This window comes from Bacteroides fluxus YIT 12057 (genome assembly GCF_000195635.1).
In the GTDB taxonomy this organism is placed as follows: Bacteria; Bacteroidota; Bacteroidia; order Bacteroidales; family Bacteroidaceae; genus Bacteroides; species Bacteroides fluxus.
Genome location: NZ_GL882625.1, coordinates 115,261 through 135,361, shown reverse-complemented (window position 1 = coordinate 135,361; position 20,101 = coordinate 115,261). Strand labels below are relative to the sequence as shown.

The following is a 20,101-nucleotide window of genomic DNA, read 5'->3' as shown; positions in this document are numbered from 1 at the left end:
TTAGAATCTACATTATCAGAATCCCGGGTTTTGCACAATCTTTCCTTGACCGTCGCGGATGGTAGCCACCGGAATGGGCAGAAGTTCATATACATACTTTCCGTCTTCCATACGCTGCACGTTAGTGGTGGAATAACCGGCATATTCGTTCTTCTTGATGGCCATTTCGACATAGCGACCATGGCGGATGAGGTCTTGACGGCGTACACCTTCCATGTAGAACTCGTGTCCGCGCTCTTCAAGCAGCTTGTCGAGGTACTTATCTACCGTGCCGATTTCATCATCGGTGAAAGCAGGCAATTTGCCGTGTGCCAGCGGTCGTTGTAGTGTGCCAAAGTCAGCGTGGTGTTCCAGTCGAAGTCACGCGTCTGGATGTTGGCTGTGTTCAGTGTAAGTTCAAAACCGCTACTTTGTGTAGAACCGGCGTTATCGGCAATATTGCTGATTTCATTATAGAACGGAAGTGGTGCAGGAAGTGTTTGCCACTTTTTGGGAGAAGCGTGAGTCGTTGCTCGTCAACTCGTCGCTCAGTGCATATCTTTTCCGCATGGTTTACCACCGAGTATTGAATAAGTTTGCCAAGGAGGATGCCATGCACCGCGCCGACGAACGTTTCTGCCAGGATATGAACGGTCTTTTTTATGATGAAGAGCCCTTCAGCCTTGAAGAATTGCAGCAACGCATTGAGGCTGCTTTGGCATCCTTGCCGGAAACTTATCGCGAAGCGTTTATGCTCTATCGCATACAGGGCTTGGAGTGCAAGGAAGTAGCGGCACGGTTGGGAGTGTCCGACAAGCTGGTGTACTACCGTGTGCAGCAAGCCGTAAAACTGTTGGAGCATAGTCTGAAAGATTATTTGCCGCTGGCATTGTTGTTGCTCTCAACACACGTAAACTATAGTCATTCCCTTTAGCCGATTCTGTGTTATCCCAAGAAACTTTGAATTAGATGATCTTTTAAAGAACTCATTCGCACATTTATATACTTTCATCCGCAAAAGATAGGCTTTTCATTGCCAGAACATCTGTTTTTCATTATCTTTGCATCTGCAGTTTGCGATTGTGCACAGATGTGAGACTCCTTTTTCATATCAGTGAAGAAGAAGTATCTCAACCATGAAGAGGCTGTTCCACACCTGTGCACAGTTCTTGTTGTTAAGGACTTGGCAGAAGAAAGAGCATTTCCTTGCGTAAAGGAAACCTGTTCTTTGCATAAGAAAGATGGTTACCTTGTGCGAGAAAAGCCTGCAAACGGAAAAGGAAATGAACCGAAAAAGGAGGAAAGAACATGGCGATTTTATTTGATTGGTACGAAAACCCGAAGACAAAAGACAGGCAGGGAGAGGAGTTGACCTTACATCCCCGAATCAGACTGAACGGCTCTATTACGACAGACGAGCTGCGCAGGCATATACAGGAGTATTGTTCGCTGACGGAGACGGATGTACTGGCTGTGCTCGATGCACTGTCGCATTTCGTGGGGGATGCGCTGAGTGAGGGCAGGCGGGTACATTTGGACGGCATTGGCTACTTTACTCCTACGCTGACCTGTACGGAGCCGGTGACATTGGAAACAAAACGGAAGAGTACCAAAGTGAAGTTGAAAAGCATCAGTTTCCGTCCGGACAAGGCATTGCGCAGTGAAATAGGAATCCTGAAGGTGAAGCCTCTGAAATTGCGGAATCTGACTAAAAAGAAGTTGACCGATGAGGAGGTGCGCCAAAAAGTAGTGGGGTATCTGCATACACACGATTTCATTACCCGCAGTGATGTGCAGGGGCTGTGCGGCATGACGCGTACGACCGCGGCCCGGCAGGTCAAGCGGCTTTGTGAAGAAAATGTATTGGTAAATAAAGGATTGCAGAAACAGCCCGTTTATTTTCTGAAGAAAACGGAATAGAGACGGATCCTGTTTTTGTGGGACGCGTAACCGGTGCAGGTAAAATGTGTCTGTATACCTGCATTGTGTTTGCTTGTATGCGGTAAAGTGCAGCAGGTCAAAATGTTGTATAGTATCGTGTAGGCATGCAAGCAGCATGTGTGATGAAACTCGGGTAATCCTTGGGTTTGAATTCAAGTTATGGCAGGTTTGAAACTGCCCGTAACCTGTGGGGCGGAAAATTAAAGGATGAAACAACATGGTAAAAGGATAGTTTTTTATTACTTTTGCAATCGATTCTCATAGATATCTAAGAAATATGGCAAAGAAAAATTCTACAACCAAAGATACGGAACTGTCACTCTCGTTTTTCGGGAAATTGGCGGCTATATTCAAGAGTGAAACGGTGCATTTTGTTATCGGGTTGATTCTTGTAATCTTTTCTGTCTATTTATTGCTTGCTTTTTCATCGTTCTTCTTTACGGGGGCGGCTGACCAGAGCATTATTGACGGAGGGAATGCACAGGAGTTGGCTTCCACGAATAATGGAGTGAAAAACTATGCCGGCTCACGCGGAGCACAATTGGCCAGTTATCTGATAAATGACTGTTTCGGTATCTCGTCTTTTTTTATCCTTGTCTTTTTGGCTGTAGCCGGATTGAAGTTGATGAAGGTGCGTGTGGTGCGCCTATGGAAGTGGTTTATCGGCTGCTCATTGTTGCTGGTGTGGTTTTCGGTCTTTTTCGGTTTTGTATTTGTGGACCATTACAAGGACTCGTTCCTTTATTTGGGCGGTATGCACGGATATAATGTCGGAAATTGGCTGGTGTCGCAGGTAGGAGTGCCGGGAGTATGGCTGATTTTATTGGTGACGGCCATCTGTTTCCTGATCTACCTGAGTGCGCGGACTATCATCTGGTTGCGGAAATTGTTCACCCTCAGCTTTCTGAAGCGTAAGGAGAAGGCGGAGAGTACACTGGGAGAGACACCGGAGGAGTTTAAGACCTCTTGGGGAGCGAAAGAAAAGCCATTCGTACCGCAGTCTGAGAACCGGGAAAAGGAGGAAGTTATTGTGCCGGAAGAGAAACCGGGAGAAGAGGAGGAAGAAAAGGGTTCTTCAAATGAGATAACTCTCGACTTGGGAGGAGATGACGGCAGGGTAAGGCCGGCTAGGGCGGATGACGGGGATGTGACTATGACTTTTGAGACTTCGGCGGTGGAAGCGGAACCTCCTTTGCGGGAACAGCCGGTGGAGAGGGAACCTGCATTCCAGATTGAAAAGACGGAGGAAGAAGAGTATGTAGGCACTGAGAAAGAACCGTATAACCCTCGCCTGGATCTGGAAAGTTATCATTATCCTACAATAGACCTGATGAAGCATTATGATGATAACGGTCCGACGATTGATATGGCTGAGCAGAATGCCAACAAGGACAAGATCATCAATACATTGCGTAGTTTCGGTATAGAGATAAGTACCATCAAGGCTACTGTAGGTCCTACTGTGACGCTTTATGAAATTACTCCCGAACAGGGTGTCCGTATTTCTAAAATCCGTGGTTTGGAAGATGATATCGCCCTCAGCCTTTCGGCGTTGGGTATCCGTATCATTGCGCCTATTCCCGGCAAGGGGACTATCGGTATCGAGGTGCCGAACTCAAATCCGAAAATCGTGTCCGGTCAGAGTATCATCGGTAGCAAGAAGTTCCAGGAATCTACCTATGACTTGCCCATCGCATTGGGTAAGACCATTACGAATGAAGTGTTTATGGTGGATTTGTGCAAGATGCCGCATGTGCTTGTTGCCGGTGCCACCGGTCAAGGTAAGTCTGTGGGACTGAATGCCATTATCACTTCCTTATTATATAAGAAGCATCCGGCGGAATTGAAATTTGTGCTGGTTGACCCCAAAAAGGTGGAATTCAGCATCTACTCTGTGATTGAACATCATTTTCTTGCAAAACTGCCCGATGGAGGGGATGCGATCATTACGGATGTAACCAAGGTGGTGCAGACCTTGAATTCTATCTGTGTGGAAATGGATACACGTTATGACTTGTTGAAAGCCGCTCATGTGCGCAATATCAAAGAGTATAACGAGAAGTTTATCAACCGTCGTCTGAACCCAGAAAAGGGACATAAGTTCATGCCGTACATCGTGGTAGTGATTGATGAGTTCGGTGATTTGATTATGACTGCCGGTAAGGATGTGGAATTGCCTATCGCCCGTATCGCCCAGTTGGCGCGTGCCGTAGGTATTCACATGATTATTGCGACGCAGCGCCCTACTACCAATATCATTACCGGTACGATCAAGGCGAACTTCCCTGCGCGTATCGCTTTCCGTGTATCGGCGATGGTCGATTCACGTACTATTCTTGACCGTCCGGGAGCTAATCAGTTGATCGGGCGTGGTGATATGCTGTTCTTGCAGGGAGCCGATCCGGTGCGTGTTCAGTGTGCTTTTATCGATACGCCGGAAGTGGCGGAAATCACCAAGTATATAGCCCGCCAGCAAGGATATCCCACCGCTTTCTATCTGCCTGAATATGTGGATGAAAATGCGGGAGGCGATTTGGGAGACGTGGATATGGGGCGTCTGGATCCTTTGTTTGAAGATGCTGCCCGGCTGGTGGTGATTCATCAGCAAGGTTCTACGTCGCTTATACAGCGTAAGTTTGCTATCGGCTATAACCGTGCGGGACGTATCATGGATCAGTTGGAGAAAGCAGGTATTGTGGGTCCTGCACAAGGAAGTAAGGCGCGTGAGGTGTTCTGTGTGGACGAGAATGATTTGGAAATGCGTCTGAACAATTTGAATTAGTAATGGGTTAGATTTTTAGGGTGAAGGGTGAATCATCGTGTATAGCTTTCATTCATAATTCATGGCTTGAACTTTATAATTCAAAACAATATGTTGAGAATCAATCCGATTTTGTTAAGTATTGCTCTGTTGCTTTTGTCTGTGCCGGTATTGGCGCAGCAACCGGATGCGAAAGAGGTTTTGGAACAGGCTGCCCGGAATTTCAGGGAAGCGGGGGGCATAAAGGCTGCTTTTACGGTTCGTACGTCCGAAGGTGCTTCTACGGGTACGATATGCTTGAAAGGAGATAAATTCCTGCTGGAGGCGGAGGGGACAACCACTTGGTTTGACGGACATACGCAATGGAGCTATCTGGCTTCCAGTGAAGAAGTGAATGTGTCCGAACCTACTCCCGAAGAGTTGCAGAGCATTAACCCTTATGTTTTCTTGTCTCTTGATGAGCGCGGATATAAACTGAAATTAGGGAAGATGGACAATGCGCAGGATCAGTCTCTCTATAAGCTTGTATTCACCGCTACCGACCGGAAGCAGGACTTGCAGTGCGTCATCTTGTACGTGGCGAAAGATTCTTTTCGCCCTGTACGTGTCAGTATGGCGCAGCGGGGAGGAGAGACCGTTGTGATTATCATTAATTCTTACCGGACGGGACAGGTGTATCCGGACAGCTTTTTTGTGTTTGACAAGAAAGCCTATCCTACAGCGGAGATTATTGACTTGAGATAGACGAAAAGGGCGGATTCTTCGATGAATCTGAATGATAAACAACTTTAATTGCGAATTTTAGAATAGTAAATAACATTATGATGGAAACAGAAAAAGTAAAATGTCTGATTATTGGTTCCGGTCCTGCCGGATATACAGCTGCTATTTATGCAGGCCGTGCTAATCTTTCACCGGTGCTCTATGCAGGATTGCAACCGGGTGGACAGTTGACTACGACTACGGATGTGGAAAACTTCCCGGGTTATCCGGCTGGTATCGGTGGTCCGGAATTGATGGAGGACTTGCGTAAGCAGGCAGAACGTTTCGGTGCCGACTTGCGTTATGGCATTGCTACTGCTGCCGATTTGAGCAAAGCGCCTTATAAGATTACCATCGATGAGGAAAAGGTGATTGAGACGGAGACGCTTATCATTGCTACGGGTGCTGCCGCCAAATATCTGGGACTCGATGATGAAAAGAAATATGCCGGTATGGGGGTCAGTGCTTGTGCCACTTGCGACGGTTTCTTCTATCGTAAGAAAACGGTAGCCGTTGTTGGTGGTGGAGACACTGCCTGTGAGGAAGCGGTCTATCTTGCCGGATTGGCATCAAAGGTTTATCTGATTGTCCGCAAACCTTTCTTACGCGCCTCCAAGATTATGCAGGAGCGTGTGATGAATCATGACAAGATTGAAGTATTGTTTGAACACAATGCCGTAGGCTTGTTTGGAGAGAATGGTGTGGAAGGTGTACACTTGGTGAAACGTATGGGCGAACCGGATGAAGAACGTTACGATCTGGCTATCGACGGTTTCTTCCTGGCTATCGGTCACAAACCGAACTCGGATATTTTCAAGCCTTATGTAGATACGGACGAAGTGGGTTACATCATTACCGAACCCGATACTCCGCGTACCAAAGTTCCCGGTGTGTTTGCTGCCGGTGATGTGGCCGATCCTCATTACCGTCAGGCGATTACCGCTGCGGGCAGTGGTTGTAAGGCAGCTATTGAAGCGGAAAGGTACTTGTCGGCAAAAGGCATCATTTAAAGACCGGAAGTTGGCGAAATAGGATTAGTGATTGATAGTTTGCGGTGTGATGGCGCATCCTGTTAATCACTAATCTTGTTTTATAATCAATGGATTTCCATCTCATCTACACATATCCGAAAGGATGATGCGGTAGCTGATTCGGATGTCTGGCAGCATCCGGAAAAGAAAAAGAATAAGTTGGCCAATAAGAGTAGGTCTGATGTGCTTTTATGATTTCAGCTAGTGTTAAGTTAATAAATTGTGCATATAGGAAGAGGTCATTAACGGAGTGGGGGACCGGTTAATTGTTATCCTATCTTGCTTATCTTTTTAAGTTTTTCTTCGTCGATGATCTTGATTTTGCGTCCGTCAATGGTAATTAGGCGCTCTGTGGCAAATTGTGATAGTGTACGGATGGCATTGGAAGTGGTCATGTTAGACAAGTTGGCAAGATCCTCACGCGAAAGATATATACTCAATGTGGAACCGTCTTCTTCAAGTCCATAACTTTCTTTCAAGAAAATCAGAGATTCGGCCAAACGTCCGCGAATGTGTTTTTGAGTCAGGTTTACGGTACGTTCATCAGCGATACCCAAGTCTATGGATAATTGTTTGATGAAGAACAGGGCAAGATCATTGTTCTGCGCAAGCAGTGTCATGAGGGCGGTCATAGGTATCTGGCAGACAAGTGAAGGCTCGAATGCAGATGCTGCGGTAACATAATCTGTCTTTGCAAAATAAGGACGGTAACCGAAGTATTCAACAGGTTTTATCATGCGGATAATCTGGCTTCTGCCACCTACACCGTCTTTATAGATTTTTACTTTCCCGCTCAATAGGCACATCAAGTGGGTAGGTGTCTCACCCTCACAATGGATAACTTCGTTTTTCTTATAATTTTGGAGCGTGAAGTGGTTAGCAAGAAATTCCCGCTGCTCTCCGTTTAGAGGAGACCATATATCCGCAATCAACTCCGGAACATTAATATCAGACAAGTTTATTTTTACCATAAATGCTGCAAAACTGTGTTATACAGCACAAATGTAAAAAGAAAAAATTAAATATTACGCAAAGGGGAGGAAAAAGATGTAGGAGAGGAAAAAATGGGAGGTATCTATTTGCTATTTTACGATATACGATGTACGATTGAAATTTGTTTTTCAAAAGCGCTGTCTGTAAGCGGCTGTCCTTTGATTTTGAGGGTACTATCAATCGTACATCGTAAAATCGTAAATATAGCAGGTTATCATTTGGTGAACAGCAGTTCCCTATATTTAGGCAACGGCCATATTTCATCGTCTATTTCCATTTCAAGATGGTCTATATGGTCGCGGATGCTGTCCAGATATGGGCGTACGTTTTCTTCGTATGCGAAAGCCCTGTCCTTATAGTTGTCCATGTGGTTGGCGACTTTACGGGCTTCGGTCATGTCACGCACCAGCATTTTGATGGCGGTGACCCGTTGTGAAATCTCACGGATAAGTTCCTTTCGGTCGGCGGCAAGAACTTCATATTCTTCCGGGGAGAAGGTTTCACGCAGCCCTCGCAAGTTTTCCAACAAGCGGTTCTGGTAAATGACGGCGGTCGGCACGATATGGTTGATGGCAAGATCACCCAATACGCGGCTTTCTATTTGTACTTTCATGGTGTATTTTTCCAACTCCACTTCCAGGCGGCAGGCAAGTTCTATCTCATTGAAGATATGTTCGCCGATGAGTACGGAACGGGATTGGTTGTCCATGTAGTGCATCAAAGCTTCGGGAACATGACAGATGTTGGTCAGTCCGCGGCGGGCGGCTTCTTCTTTCCATTGTTCAGAGTAACCATCTCCTTCAAAACGGATCGGTTCGGAAGAGATAATCGTTTCTTTGAGGATGCGGAAGATAGCTTCATCCTTGCCTACGCCTTCCTCCATCAGTTTGTCGATAGACACTTTGAATTCATTCAGCTGGTTGGCCATGGCTGCGTTGATGGCGATCATTGCGGCGGCGCAGTTGGCGGTGGAGCCGGCGGCACGGAACTCGAAACGGTTACCTGTAAAGGCGAATGGAGATGTACGGTTACGGTCTGTGGTGTCTAGCAGAATCTCAGGGATGCGGCCGATACCCAGCTTCAGCGTGGTTTTTTCTTCAGCCGTCATCTTGCTGTTGCTGACTTGGCGGGCTATCTCGTCAAGAATATTAGATAATTGTGTTCCCAAAAAAATGGACAGAATGGCCGGAGGAGCTTCGTTGGCACCCAAACGGTGGCTGTTGCCTGCACTCATGATGGAGGCGCGCAATAAGTCCTGGTTTTTGTAAACCATCATCAAGACATTCACCAGGAAAGTGAGGAAAAGCATATTGCCTTTCGGGTTCTTGCCGGGTGCGAAAAGGTTGACGCCCGTATCGGTACAGAGTGACCAGTTGTTATGTTTACCCGAACCGTTTACTCCGCTATAAGGTTTCTCATGCAGCAATACGACAAAGTTATGTTTGCGGGCGATACGTTTCATTAAGTCCATTACCAGTTGGTTGTGGTCGTTGGCAAGGTTGGCGTTTTCAAAAATAGGGGCCAATTCGAACTGATTAGGCGCTACCTCGTTGTGACGTGTCTTGACCGGGATTCCCAGTTTGTGGCATTCTATCTCCAACTCTTTCATGAATGCGGTGACACGTGGGGGAATAGAACCGAAGTAGTGGTCTTCCAGCTGTTGGTCTTTGGCGGAGGAATGCCCCATCAATGTACGTCCTGTCAGACAGAGGTCCGGGCGGGCGTTGTATAGCGCCAAGTCAACAAGAAAGTATTCCTGTTCCCAACCCAAGTTGGTATAAACACGTGTTATGTTTTTGTCGAACAGCTGGCATACGTCTGTTGCTGCTCTATCTACGGCAGCCAGTGCTTTGAGCAGCGGGGTCTTGTAGTCCAGTGCCTCGCCGGTATAAGAAATGAATATGGTAGGAATGCAAAGAGTCGTATCTACCACGAATGCGGGGGAGGAAACGTCCCAGGCGGTGTATCCACGAGCTTCGAAGGTGTTTCTGATACCTCCGTTGGGGAAGGAAGATGCATCCGGCTCTTGTTGGATGAGCAGTTTGCCGGAAAAACGTTCGATGACTTCCGTACCTTCTCCGAATTCAATGAAGCCGTCATGTTTTTCGGCTGTTCCGTCTGTCAGAGGTTGAAACCAGTGGGTGTAGTGGGTGACATTAAGGGATTTTGCCCAACTTTTCATGCCGTTGGCTATCAAGTCCGCCATTTCACGATTGATGGGAGTACCTTTTTCAATAGCATCTGTCACAGCCTTGTAGGCTTCCCTGGGCAGGTACTCCTGCATTTTCTTACGATCAAAAACATGACTGCCATAATAGTCGGACAGTTTGTTTGAAGGGGGAGTGACTTCAAGAGGTTGACGATTGGCAAGCTCTTGCAAAGCAAAAAAACGCATTTTTGACATATGAGTCTCTTCTTTTATTGGTTGTTGGGCGCAAAAATACATGTTTTTTCTAAACTACCCCCTAAATAATAGGGGTATTATTGAAAAAATAGTGTTTTTTTTGATGATATACCCCCTAAAAACATAGGGTGCTGTCTGAAAAATGATTTCAGATGATATCGGTGGCATCGGGATTATGTCTTTTGTTTATGGTTGCATAAAGGTGTACTATAGCATTTTTTTTTTATATTTGCCCCTGTCTATAAAGAGATGTTGCGGTTGAAACGTTTATTGTTTATATGGATTGGGATTTGTTTCCTGTTGTCAGGTTGGCAGAAGGTAAGAGCAGTACCTGCGTCTTATCCCAATGACATATTGGTACGTTCAGCCGATTCCATCATGGATAAAGTCATCTTTTTTGCCCCTTTCTATGAGCGTATCGTAGATAGTTACAAAGCAGAATTGTATATAAAAGGGCGGGTGAATATCCGGAAGAAGAATCATATTCTTCGTTTCATACCTTCAATGTTCCGTATCAGAAAAGGTGTGAAGGAATATATGATGGAAACCTATAGTGACTTGCATTTCACTTCCCCAAACATCTACGACCAGAAGATAAAGGCGACGGTTGGCACAGCTTCCGAATTTTGGGATTTGGATGGGCGTCTGCCGGAATATTTTCATATAAATATTTATTCTTCTACCTTATTATATGATAAGCTGCTTTCTCCCTTGGCTCCCAATGCGAAGAAATATTATACTTACCGTATTGACACGGTGATGGGAGAAAGGCATAATCTCCGCTATAAAATTCGTTTTATGCCGAAAAGCAAAAGCTTTCAACTTGTAGGCGGATATATGGTAGTTAGCGATAATGTGTGGAGCGTCCGTGAGATCAGGTTTGCGGGACGTAATGAAATGTTGCGTTTTAACAATCTGGTGCAGATGGGAGGTGTGGGGGAGTCGGACGAGTTTCTTCCTGTACATTATGATATAGATGCTACTTTTCGTTTTTTGGGCAATGTGGTGGACGGTAATTATACAGCGGTACTTGATTATAAGGACATTGTTCAGCGCGACCCTTCCGTAAGGCGGAAAAAAAAGGAGAAAAGCAAGTATGATTTGTCTGAATCTTACACCTTGCGTAGCGATACGAATGCTTCTCAGCGTGATACGGTTTATTTCAATGAGATACGTCCTGTTCCCTTGTCCGCCCATGAAAAAAAACTGTATCAGGACTACTTCTTGAGGCGTGATACTCTTCTCTGGAAAAAGAAACCGAAGAACAAGAATCTGGAATTCTGGGGACAGATCGGTGATGCGTTGATTAGTCGTTATACAGTGGATCTTGCAAAGATAGGAAGTGTGCGCTGTTCGCCGTTGATAAATCCGTTCTTGATGAGTTATAGTGGTAAGAACGGTTTTTCTTACAGGCAGGAGTTCAAGTATAATCGGCTGTTTAAGGGAGATCGTTTGTTGCATGTTGTTCCCAGAATCGGTTATAATTTTAAGGAACGGATATTCTATTGGCAGGTAAGGTCTGACTTTGATTATTGGCCGCGTAAACGGGCGGCTTTGCATATTGACTTCGGTAATGGAAACCGCATTTACAGCAGTGAGGTACTGGATGACTTGAAGGCTATTCCGGACAGCTTGTTCGATTTTAATCAGATACATCTGGATTATTTCAAGGACTTATACCTGAATATACGCCATAGTTGGGAAATAGTCAATGGACTGACGTTGGAACTAGGGCTTTCCATGCACAGGCGTACGGAAGTGGAGCGCTCCAAATTTGTTCCGAATTACCCAAGCATGCCACCTACCAAATCGGCGCAAGTGGCGGATGGAGGCTCATCGTTTTTTCCCAATTTTGACCCGAATATCTTGAATAAGTTTCGCCATACCTATAATAGTTTTGCACCGCGGGTCAAGGTCTCATGGACTCCGGGACAATATTATTATATGAATGGGGATCGTAAGATTAATCTCCATTCTAAATATCCTACCATTTTAGTGGACTGGGAACGGGGTATCAATGGGGTGCTCAATAGCAGCGGTTCGTATGAGCGGATAGAGGTGGATTTGCAGCATCAGATTCCTTTGGGACTGATGCGTGACCTTTATTGGCGTTTGGGGTGGGGAGCATTTACCAATCAGGAAGAACTTTATTTTGTGGATTTTGCCAATTTGCGGCGTTCCAATCTTCCTATGGGATGGAGTGATGATATAGGTGGAGTCTTTCAGTTGCTGGACGGACGTTGGTATAACTCATCAAGGAAATATTTGCGGGCACACGTCACGTATGAGGCCCCTTTTCTTCTGCTTCGCCATCTGATGAAATATACCCAATATGTATTGAATGAGCGCTTGTATCTGAATACTTTGGTTGTACCTCACTTGAAGCCTTACGTTGAGGTGGGATATGGTATAGGTACACATATTTTTGACTTCGGATTGTTTGCCAGCTTTGCTAACTGGAAATATCAGGAAATAGGCTGCAAGTTTACGTTTGAGCTGTTTAATAGATAAGGTCTTTATGGGCATGCATCCCGCAAATTCACTATCTTTGTCCCCAAATACTGAAACTATGGGAATCGTAATAGGAATAGATGTTGGTGGAAGTACCACTAAAATAGTGGGCATTAATGGAGAAAGAATACAGTCTCCCATGTTTATTACGGCCGCTGATCCGGTGACTTCTTTGTTCGGGGCATTTGGAAAGTATATTTATGATAATGGCATTCAGTTGTCTGATGTGGAGCAGGTGATGTTGACGGGTGTGGGAAGCGCTTTTGTGGATAGCCCGCTATATGGACTGCCCACCCGTAAAACGGATGAATTTTTGGCCAATGGTCTTGGAGCCCGGCATGCAACGGATATAGACCGTTTGATTGTGGTCAGTATGGGTACGGGGACTTCTTTTGTAAGAATTGATGGGGACCGGATAAGACATATTGGAGGTATGGGCATTGGTGGTGGAACTTTGCAGGGACTTTCACGCTTGCTGTTGAAAACCCATGATATTCACAAAGTGGCAGACTTGGCGTTAAAAGGGGATGTGACCCGCATCAATCTACAGATTGGTGATATATGTAATACGGCTTTGCCGGATTTACCGGTAAATGCCACAGCTTCTTTGTTCGGGAAAGCAGATAGCAATGCATCCCAGGAAGATATTGCCGGTGGTATCATTTATACTGTGCTTCAAACCATTGGCGGCGCTGCTGTACTTTCGGCTTTGAACAGTCCGGTTAAAGATTTTGTCCTGATAGGAAATCTTACGCAACTTCCCCAGTGTCGTGAAGTTTTTTCCAGGATGGAAAGTATCTATCACGTACATTTCCATATACCGCCTTATGCTGAATATAGAACGGCGATAGGAGCTGCATTGGCATATATAAAGGAAAGAAAAGAACGGGAATAGTATGATGGAGCCGGGTGATTTTGTGGCTTAATTGGCTACTTAGCAGGCGTTTTTGAGCACGTTTTGTTTGCAGTTCAAGAAAATACTCCTATCTTTGCGCCCGATTTACTAATGAGTCAACATAAAGTCTCACTTAATTAACGAGTTAAACAATTTATTTATTAATGGAAAATTTAAAGAATGTAGCTCCTATTGAGGATTTCAACTGGGATGCTTATGAGAACGGTGAAACCGTAACAAGCGCAAGTCACGAAGACTTGGAAAAAGCGTATGACAACACGCTGAACAAAGTTAACGACCGCGAGGTAGTTGACGGAACCGTAATCGCAATGAACAAGCGTGAAGTAGTTGTGAACATCGGTTACAAATCAGACGGTATCATTCCGATGAGTGAATTCCGTTATAATCCTGAACTGCAAATCGGTGATACTGTAGAAGTATATATCGAAAATCAGGAAGACAAAAAAGGACAGTTGGTTCTGTCTCACCGCAAAGCTCGTGCTACCCGTTCTTGGGATCGTGTTAACGCTGCTTTGGAAAACGAAGAAATTATCAAGGGTTACATCAAGTGCCGCACAAAGGGTGGTATGATTGTAGATGTATTCGGCATCGAGGCTTTCTTGCCGGGTTCTCAGATCGACGTGAAGCCTATCCGCGACTACGATGTATTCGTTGGCAAAACTATGGAATTCAAGGTTGTTAAGATCAATCAGGAATTCAAAAATGTGGTTGTTTCTCACAAGGCTCTTATCGAGGCTGAACTGGAACAGCAGAAGAAGGAAATTATCGGTAAACTTGAAAAAGGACAAGTTCTTGAAGGTACCGTTAAAAATATCACATCATACGGTGTATTTATTGACTTGGGTGGCGTAGATGGCCTGATCCATATCACTGACCTTTCTTGGGGCCGTGTCAGCGATCCGAAAGAAGTGGTTGAACTCGACCAGAAACTCAATGTCGTTATTCTTGATTTCGATGATGAGAAGAAGCGTATCGCTCTTGGCTTGAAGCAACTGACTCCGCATCCTTGGGATGCTCTTGATCCTGACTTGAAGGTTGGCGATCACGTTAAGGGTAAAGTTGTTGTTATGGCTGACTACGGTGCATTCATTGAAATCGCTGCCGGTGTTGAAGGTTTGATTCACGTATCTGAAATGTCTTGGTCACAGCACTTACGTTCTGCACAAGACTTCATGAAGGTGGGTGACGAAGTTGAGGCTGTAGTTTTGACTTTAGACCGTGAAGAACGTAAGATGTCTTTGGGTATCAAGCAACTGAAAGCTGATCCTTGGGAAACTATCGAAGAAAAATATCCTATCGGTTCTAAGCATACAGCTAAGGTTCGTAACTTCACTAACTTCGGTGTATTCGTTGAAATCGAAGAAGGTGTTGACGGTTTGATCCATATCTCTGACCTGTCTTGGACTAAGAAAGTAAAACATCCGTCTGAATTTACTCAGATTGGTGCCGACATCGAAGTTCAGGTTCTGGAAATCGATAAGGAAAACCGCCGCTTGAGCCTTGGTCATAAGCAACTCGAAGAAAATCCTTGGGATGTATTCGAAACTGTATTTACAGTAGGTTCTGTACACGAAGGTACTATCATCGAAATGCTGGATAAGGGTGCTGTTGTTGCTTTGCCTTATGGTGTAGAAGGTTTCGCTACTCCGAAACACCTCGTTAAAGAAGACGGCTCACAAGCCCAATTGGATGAGAAACTGGAATTCAAAGTGATTGAGTTCAACAAGGATGCTAAGCGTATTATCTTGTCTCACAGCCGTATCTTCGAAGATGCTGCCAAGGCAGAAGAAAGAGCAGAAAAGAAAGCTGCTAAGAAAGCTGCACCGAAGAGAGAAGATGCTCCTTCTATCCAAAACCAGGCTGCATCTACCACTTTAGGTGATATCGATGCTTTGGCTGCTTTGAAAGAGCAAATGGAAGCTGGAAAGAAGTAATCACTTCTATATATAAATAAGGTAAGGGCACTTGTGTAAACAGGTGCCCTTTCTTGTTTTATATTTTGGTAGAATTTTGAGGAATAGAGACTGTTTCTTTATTTTATGACTATCTTTGCAAAGTTTGAATTGGCAATAGAATTGGCCGGCAAGCAATTTTTTACTATTGCCGGATTAAAGGCGCTTCTGTAAAAAGAGATAAGGATTGTTTTAACGTAGCATCATGGAAAAGTTTGACTTGCATATACTCGGTTGTGGTTCCGCATTGCCCACAACACGTCATTTCCCTACTTCGCAAATTGTGAATATGCGCGATAAGTTGTTTATGATTGATTGTGGGGAAGGAGCGCAGCTGCAGTTCCGTAAATCACATCTGAAGTTTTCACGTTTGAATCATATCTTTATCTCCCATTTGCATGGGGATCATTGTTTTGGCTTGTTGGGGCTGATCTCCACCCTCAATCTTTTGGGACGTACAGCCGAATTACACATTCATTCTCCAAAAGGTTTGGAAGGCCTGATGATACCCATGCTTGATTTTTTCAACCGCCAGATGACTTATAAAGTGATTTTCCATGAGTTTGGCACAAAAGCGGCTGCAGTTATTTATGAAGACCGCTCATTGACGGTGACTACCATTCCGTTGCGTCATCGCATGCCCTGTTGTGGCTTTTTGTTTGTTGAGAAGCAGCGTCCTAACCATATTATCCGCGAAATGATAGACTTCTATCAAGTGCCTGTATATGAGTTGAACCGCATTAAGAATGGAGCCGATTATGTAACTCCGGAGGGAGAGGTCATAGCGAATGCACGTTTGACACGTCCTTCTGAAACTCCCCGCAGTTATGCATATTGTTCAGATACCATTTATTTGCCTTCTGTTGTAGAACAGATAAAAGGAGTCGATTTGTTATTTCATGAAGCTACTTTCGCCGATGAAGATGCGCCGCGTGCCAAGGAGACATTTCATACAACAGCCACGCAGGCTGCACAGATAGCCAGGGATGCAGGGGTGAAAAAATTGATGATAGGGCATTTTTCTGCCCGTTATGAGGATGAAAATGTCTTGTTGAAAGAAGCGGTTGCCATCTTTCCGGATACACAGCTTGCTAAAGAAACGCTTTGTGTATCGGTATGAATCAAACTTTTCGTAACTTTGCGCTAGTCGAAGATAAGCTGCGAATCAGCATAAAAAATGAACGGGTTCATTTTGTTTTGCTTTCGGTTTAGATAAATTCCTCACGTTCGTAAGAAGAAAAGAGTTTCTTCTTATCTCGCTTAATCGGAATTTTGCGTTATCTTTGGCAGTCTAAAATAACAAATGCGATTAGAATATTTATGGACCCTTCCTATAATGAACGCGAAGTGTTGGCCCTCTTGCAGGATGAAAGTACACAGAAGCGGGGATTTGAGATGATTGTCGCCCAATATAGCGAACAGCTGTATTGGCAAATCCGTCGTATGGTACTCTCTCATGACGATGCCAACGATTTACTTCAGAATACTTTCATTAAAGCATGGATGAGCATTGATTATTTCCGGGCAGAGGCGAAGTTGTCGACTTGGCTCTATCGCATTGCTTTGAATGAATGTCTTACTTTTCTGAATAGACAGCGTGCTACAGCTACAGTATCGTTGGATGATCCGGAGGCTGATGCCCTTCAGAAATTGGAAAGCGACCCTTATTTCTCGGGAGACAAGGCGCAAATGGTTTTACAGAAAGCCCTGCTTTCTTTACCGGAAAAACAGCGTATGGTGTTTAACTTGAAATACTACCAAGAAATGAAGTATGAAGAAATGTCGGAAATCTTTGGTACTTCCGTAGGTGCCTTGAAAGCTTCCTACCACCATGCCGTGAAGAAAATAGAAAAGTTTTTGGGTGAGGAGTATTAAACCTTTGCCCGGCAATGATGTCTAAACTAACAGAGAGGAGAAAGCTTATGAAAGAAGAAGATAAAATACTGAAAAAGGTGGGAACGGAAAATCCTTTCCGCGTTCCTGACGATTACTTTGAGAATCTTACTTCGGAGGTGATGAGCCGGCTTCCAGAAAAAGAGAAACCTGCCATTCTGCAAAAGGAACCGACAAGATGGGAGAAAGTAAGACCATGGTTGTACATGACCGCCATGTTTATCGGTGCGGCATTGATCATCCGGGTGGCCTCTTCAGACCGTACTCCTGCTATGGATCGTGTAGCCAATGATGACACAGAGATGGAGATAGAATATATCAATACGGTTTTGGAAAACTCGATGATGGATGATTATTCCTTATATGTATATCTTGCAGATGCTGAAACAGAGTGAGAAAAGAACTTAACTGAATGAAAAGAACAATGAAAAAGCTAATCATTTTATTTGTAATGATGTGTGGCATGATGCCCTTGCTTTGGGCGGCGGACGGATGTAACCAGCGCTTGACCCAAGATGAATTCCGTGCCAAGCAGAAAGCCTATATTACGGAGAAGGCCGGTTTAACCAAGGAGGAGGCCGCTAAATTCTTTCCTCTTTATTTTGAGTTACAGGACAGGAAGAAGCAGCTGAATGACGAGGCGTGGAGTCTGATTCGGAAAGGGAAGAATGAGAATACTACCGAAGCGCAGTATGGAGAAATTATGGAAGGCGTCTATGATGCCCGTATCGCTTCTGACCGCTTGGATAAAACATATTTCGATAAATTCAAGAAGATATTATCCTGTAAAAAGATTTATCTGGTACAGAGAGCAGAGATGCGTTTTCATCGCGAACTGCTGAAAGGGATGAATAAGAAAGGAAATGTTCCTCCAAAGAAACCGCAAAGGAATAAATAATACCGTAAGGGGAAATTTAAGCAGCCCCTAAACAGAAAAGGCGGTCAAAACTCAAATTTTGAAAATATGAGCTTATAATTCGAGCATATTAAAAGACTAAAGAAAGGGTCGTATCCTTACTCAATACAGAGTTTGATACGGCCCTTTTTATAATCTGTAACTTTGAGTGGAGTGGTCATTTCTTAGTTTCCAGCGCTTTTGCTTCCTCCCACAATTTATCCATTTCTTCCAGTGTCATGTCATGCAAGTCTTTTCCTTCCTTTATGGTATGGGCTTCCAGATAATTGAAGCGGTTGATAAATTTCTGGTTCGTTCGCTCCAATGCGTTGTCCGGGTTGATTTTATAGAGGCGGGCAGCATTGATGAGACTGAACATGACATCCCCGAATTCAGCTTCTGCCTTCTCCTGGTCCATGTGGGCAACTTCTACCTGGAACTCCTGGATCTCTTCTTTCACTTTGTCCCATACCTGTTCACGCTCTTCCCAGTCGAATCCTACGTTACGGGCTTTATCCTGAATACGATAAGCCTTTATGAGTGAAGGAAGGGCGGAGGGCACACCACTCAGTACGGTTTTATTGCCGTCCTTCTCTTTCAGTTTCAGTTGTTCCCAGTTCTCCGAGACTTGTCCGGCTGTTTCTGCCTTCACATCACCGAATACATGGGGATGACGGAAAATGAGCTTCTCACAAAGGCGGTCACAGACGTCTTTCATGTCGAAATCACCGGTTTCACTGCCTATTTTAGCATAGAAAGCTACATGGAGCAGCACATCGCCCAGCTCTTTACAGATGTCATTCTTGTCATCGCGCATCAGGGCGTCACAAAGTTCGTAGGTTTCTTCTATGGTATTGGGGCGCAGACTTTCGTTCGTTTGTTTACGGTCCCAGGGACATTTCTCGCGGAGTTCGTCGAGTATGTCAAGGAAACGGCCAAAGGCTTCCATTTGTTCTTTTCTTGAATGTGGCATCTCATTTATTGTTTTTATATTCTTCGTATGAAATAAGCAGTCCTATTACTTCGGAGTAATTCTTGCGACCGCTTTGTATTTTGTTTCCTTTCAAGTATAAGTCATAGATCCAGTCTTGAATGTCACCGATCAGTGGGCTGTATTTTGCCATCCAATATTCCTGGTTGGTTTGTGCCAGTTCGATGATCTCCGGACGTATGCGTCTGAAGAGCCGGGTATACTCTTCTTCATTCATTAGCCGACGGGCATTTCCCAATACATGGGACAGCACGGAGAGATAACCGCTGAAGCGGATTCCTCTGGCTTCCGAACGGGTACATACTTGATAAGCATAGAAATTTGCTTCTGCTTCACTCGTGATTCCCAGCAAGTGCGCCAGCTCATGGGCGTATGTGGCAGGATACTGAGGCGGAAGCAAATCGCCGTTCAGGGTAAATTCGCAGAAGAAAGGTCCCATGCTGCCCGTCACTCCAACCATGGAGATTAACGGGGTGAACAGCATGGTCTTTACCCGCGGAGACTGATGGGGAGGGCGGTGTACGCCTAATGAATGACTGATCCGGTCATATCCGCGGACGCTCTCCCGGCAAACCAATGGTTCGTTGATGGAAGTGACCTGTACATAGGAGGCATTCAGACTATCTACATAACTGTTTACAAATCTCTGGAAATTCTCCGGAGTATAGGCTGTATAGGGAATGCCTGTCCTTCCGTAGAAATCTTTTTGCGAGTAGTTCAGCCCCCATGCCAGGTAGAACCATGCATATACCCATAGCAGATATTCAACGTCATTCCACAGAATACGTTTCCAGCTCTTTTTCCGGTAGCAACGGGCATAGACAGGATAGACGATGATTCCAATGATACTGAGAAAGATGAACAGGTCTCCTGTCGCAAAGGGGACAAGACGTGAAAAAGAGGACAGACAGTAAGAAATAACGGGATATACAGATTGTGCATAAACGTTTCCCCACAAAGGGATGAGTTGCGTAGCCCACGTAATAAACAATAGTATGCCCAATATCGCATATCTTATTTTTAGCCTATATCTCATAGTGAACTCTCTTTTGTAGAGGCAAAAATATGCAAT

At 44.8% G+C, this 20,101-nt stretch carries 17 protein-coding genes; 12 read left to right on the top strand and 5 right to left on the bottom strand.

Annotated elements, in window-relative coordinates:
* Window positions 1-15: 15 nt before the first annotated feature.
* Window positions 16-300 carry a RagB/SusD family nutrient uptake outer membrane protein gene (locus HMPREF9446_RS07435; RefSeq protein ID WP_009124960.1) on the bottom strand — a complete coding sequence of 95 codons (285 nt, stop codon included), beginning with the start codon at window positions 298-300 and terminating at the stop codon, window positions 16-18.
* Between the two features lie 163 nt (window positions 301-463).
* On the opposite strand from HMPREF9446_RS07435, the gene HMPREF9446_RS07430 reads away from it, so the two are divergent.
* From HMPREF9446_RS07430 to trxB, 5 genes are all read left to right on the top strand, one after another.
* Window positions 464-913: a sigma-70 family RNA polymerase sigma factor gene (locus HMPREF9446_RS07430; protein WP_009124959.1), complete on the top strand. Its 450-nt coding sequence runs from the start codon at window positions 464-466 to the stop codon at window positions 911-913.
* Window positions 914-1,287: 374 nt separating this feature from the next.
* A complete protein-coding gene (locus HMPREF9446_RS07425) occupies window positions 1,288-1,899 on the top strand; it encodes an HU family DNA-binding protein (protein WP_009124957.1) in 612 nt (203 codons plus the stop codon).
* A 298-nt stretch (window positions 1,900-2,197) separates the two neighbouring features.
* Complete coding sequence (locus HMPREF9446_RS07420; protein WP_009124956.1) at window positions 2,198-4,702, top strand: FtsK/SpoIIIE family DNA translocase; 2,505 nt, start codon at window positions 2,198-2,200, stop codon at window positions 4,700-4,702.
* A 90-nt stretch (window positions 4,703-4,792) separates the two neighbouring features.
* Window positions 4,793-5,425, top strand: a complete 633-nt coding sequence (locus HMPREF9446_RS07415; protein WP_009124955.1) for a LolA-like putative outer membrane lipoprotein chaperone — start codon at window positions 4,793-4,795, stop codon at window positions 5,423-5,425.
* A 77-nt stretch (window positions 5,426-5,502) separates the two neighbouring features.
* The gene (trxB, locus tag HMPREF9446_RS07410) at window positions 5,503-6,453 is read left to right on the top strand and encodes a thioredoxin-disulfide reductase (RefSeq protein WP_009124954.1); all 951 of its coding nucleotides are present in this window, start codon (window positions 5,503-5,505) and stop codon (window positions 6,451-6,453) included.
* 290 nt (window positions 6,454-6,743) lie between these two features.
* Here trxB and HMPREF9446_RS07405 read toward each other — a convergent pair whose 3' ends face one another.
* Together HMPREF9446_RS07405 and HMPREF9446_RS07400 are read right to left on the bottom strand one after the other, a co-directional pair.
* The gene (locus tag HMPREF9446_RS07405; protein WP_009124952.1) at window positions 6,744-7,445 is read right to left on the bottom strand and encodes a Crp/Fnr family transcriptional regulator; all 702 of its coding nucleotides are present in this window, start codon (window positions 7,443-7,445) and stop codon (window positions 6,744-6,746) included.
* 236 nt (window positions 7,446-7,681) lie between these two features.
* Entirely contained in the window at window positions 7,682-9,871 is a 2,190-nt protein-coding gene (locus HMPREF9446_RS07400; RefSeq protein WP_039968781.1) for a glutamine synthetase III family protein, read from the bottom strand.
* A 249-nt stretch (window positions 9,872-10,120) separates the two neighbouring features.
* Here HMPREF9446_RS07400 and HMPREF9446_RS07395 point away from each other — a divergent pair, with 249 nt between their 5' ends.
* The 7 genes from HMPREF9446_RS07395 to HMPREF9446_RS07365 all read left to right on the top strand — a co-directional run bounded on the left by HMPREF9446_RS07395 (window position 10,121) and on the right by HMPREF9446_RS07365 (window position 18,041).
* Entirely contained in the window at window positions 10,121-12,382 is a 2,262-nt protein-coding gene (locus tag HMPREF9446_RS07395) for a DUF5686 family protein (RefSeq protein WP_009124950.1), read from the top strand.
* A 58-nt stretch (window positions 12,383-12,440) separates the two neighbouring features.
* Window positions 12,441-13,277, top strand: coding sequence for a type II pantothenate kinase (coaW, locus tag HMPREF9446_RS07390; protein ID WP_009124949.1), 837 nt, complete (start codon window positions 12,441-12,443; stop codon window positions 13,275-13,277).
* A 164-nt stretch (window positions 13,278-13,441) separates the two neighbouring features.
* The gene (rpsA, locus tag HMPREF9446_RS07385; protein WP_009124948.1) at window positions 13,442-15,232 is read left to right on the top strand and encodes a 30S ribosomal protein S1; all 1,791 of its coding nucleotides are present in this window, start codon (window positions 13,442-13,444) and stop codon (window positions 15,230-15,232) included.
* 223 nt (window positions 15,233-15,455) lie between these two features.
* Window positions 15,456-16,370: a ribonuclease Z gene (locus HMPREF9446_RS07380; RefSeq protein WP_009124947.1), complete on the top strand. Its 915-nt coding sequence runs from the start codon at window positions 15,456-15,458 to the stop codon at window positions 16,368-16,370.
* Window positions 16,371-16,570: 200 nt separating this feature from the next.
* On the top strand, window positions 16,571-17,125 hold the full coding sequence (locus HMPREF9446_RS07375; RefSeq protein ID WP_009124946.1) for an RNA polymerase sigma factor: 555 nt from the start codon (window positions 16,571-16,573) through the stop codon (window positions 17,123-17,125).
* A gap of 47 nt (window positions 17,126-17,172) precedes the next feature.
* Window positions 17,173-17,538, top strand: coding sequence for a hypothetical protein (locus tag HMPREF9446_RS07370; protein ID WP_039968757.1), 366 nt, complete (start codon window positions 17,173-17,175; stop codon window positions 17,536-17,538).
* 29 nt (window positions 17,539-17,567) lie between these two features.
* Window positions 17,568-18,041 (top strand): hypothetical protein, encoded by a 474-nt coding sequence (locus HMPREF9446_RS07365; protein ID WP_039968780.1) that lies wholly within the window; start codon window positions 17,568-17,570, stop codon window positions 18,039-18,041.
* Window positions 18,042-18,216: 175 nt separating this feature from the next.
* On the opposite strand, the gene mazG is transcribed toward HMPREF9446_RS07365, so the two are convergent.
* Entirely contained in the window at window positions 18,217-19,011 is a 795-nt protein-coding gene (mazG, locus tag HMPREF9446_RS07360) for a nucleoside triphosphate pyrophosphohydrolase (RefSeq protein ID WP_009124943.1), read from the bottom strand.
* Window position 19,012: 1 nt separating this feature from the next.
* Window positions 19,013-20,065, bottom strand: coding sequence for a DUF3810 domain-containing protein (locus tag HMPREF9446_RS07355; protein WP_009124942.1), 1,053 nt, complete (start codon window positions 20,063-20,065; stop codon window positions 19,013-19,015).
* Window positions 20,066-20,101: the final 36 nt, after the last annotated feature.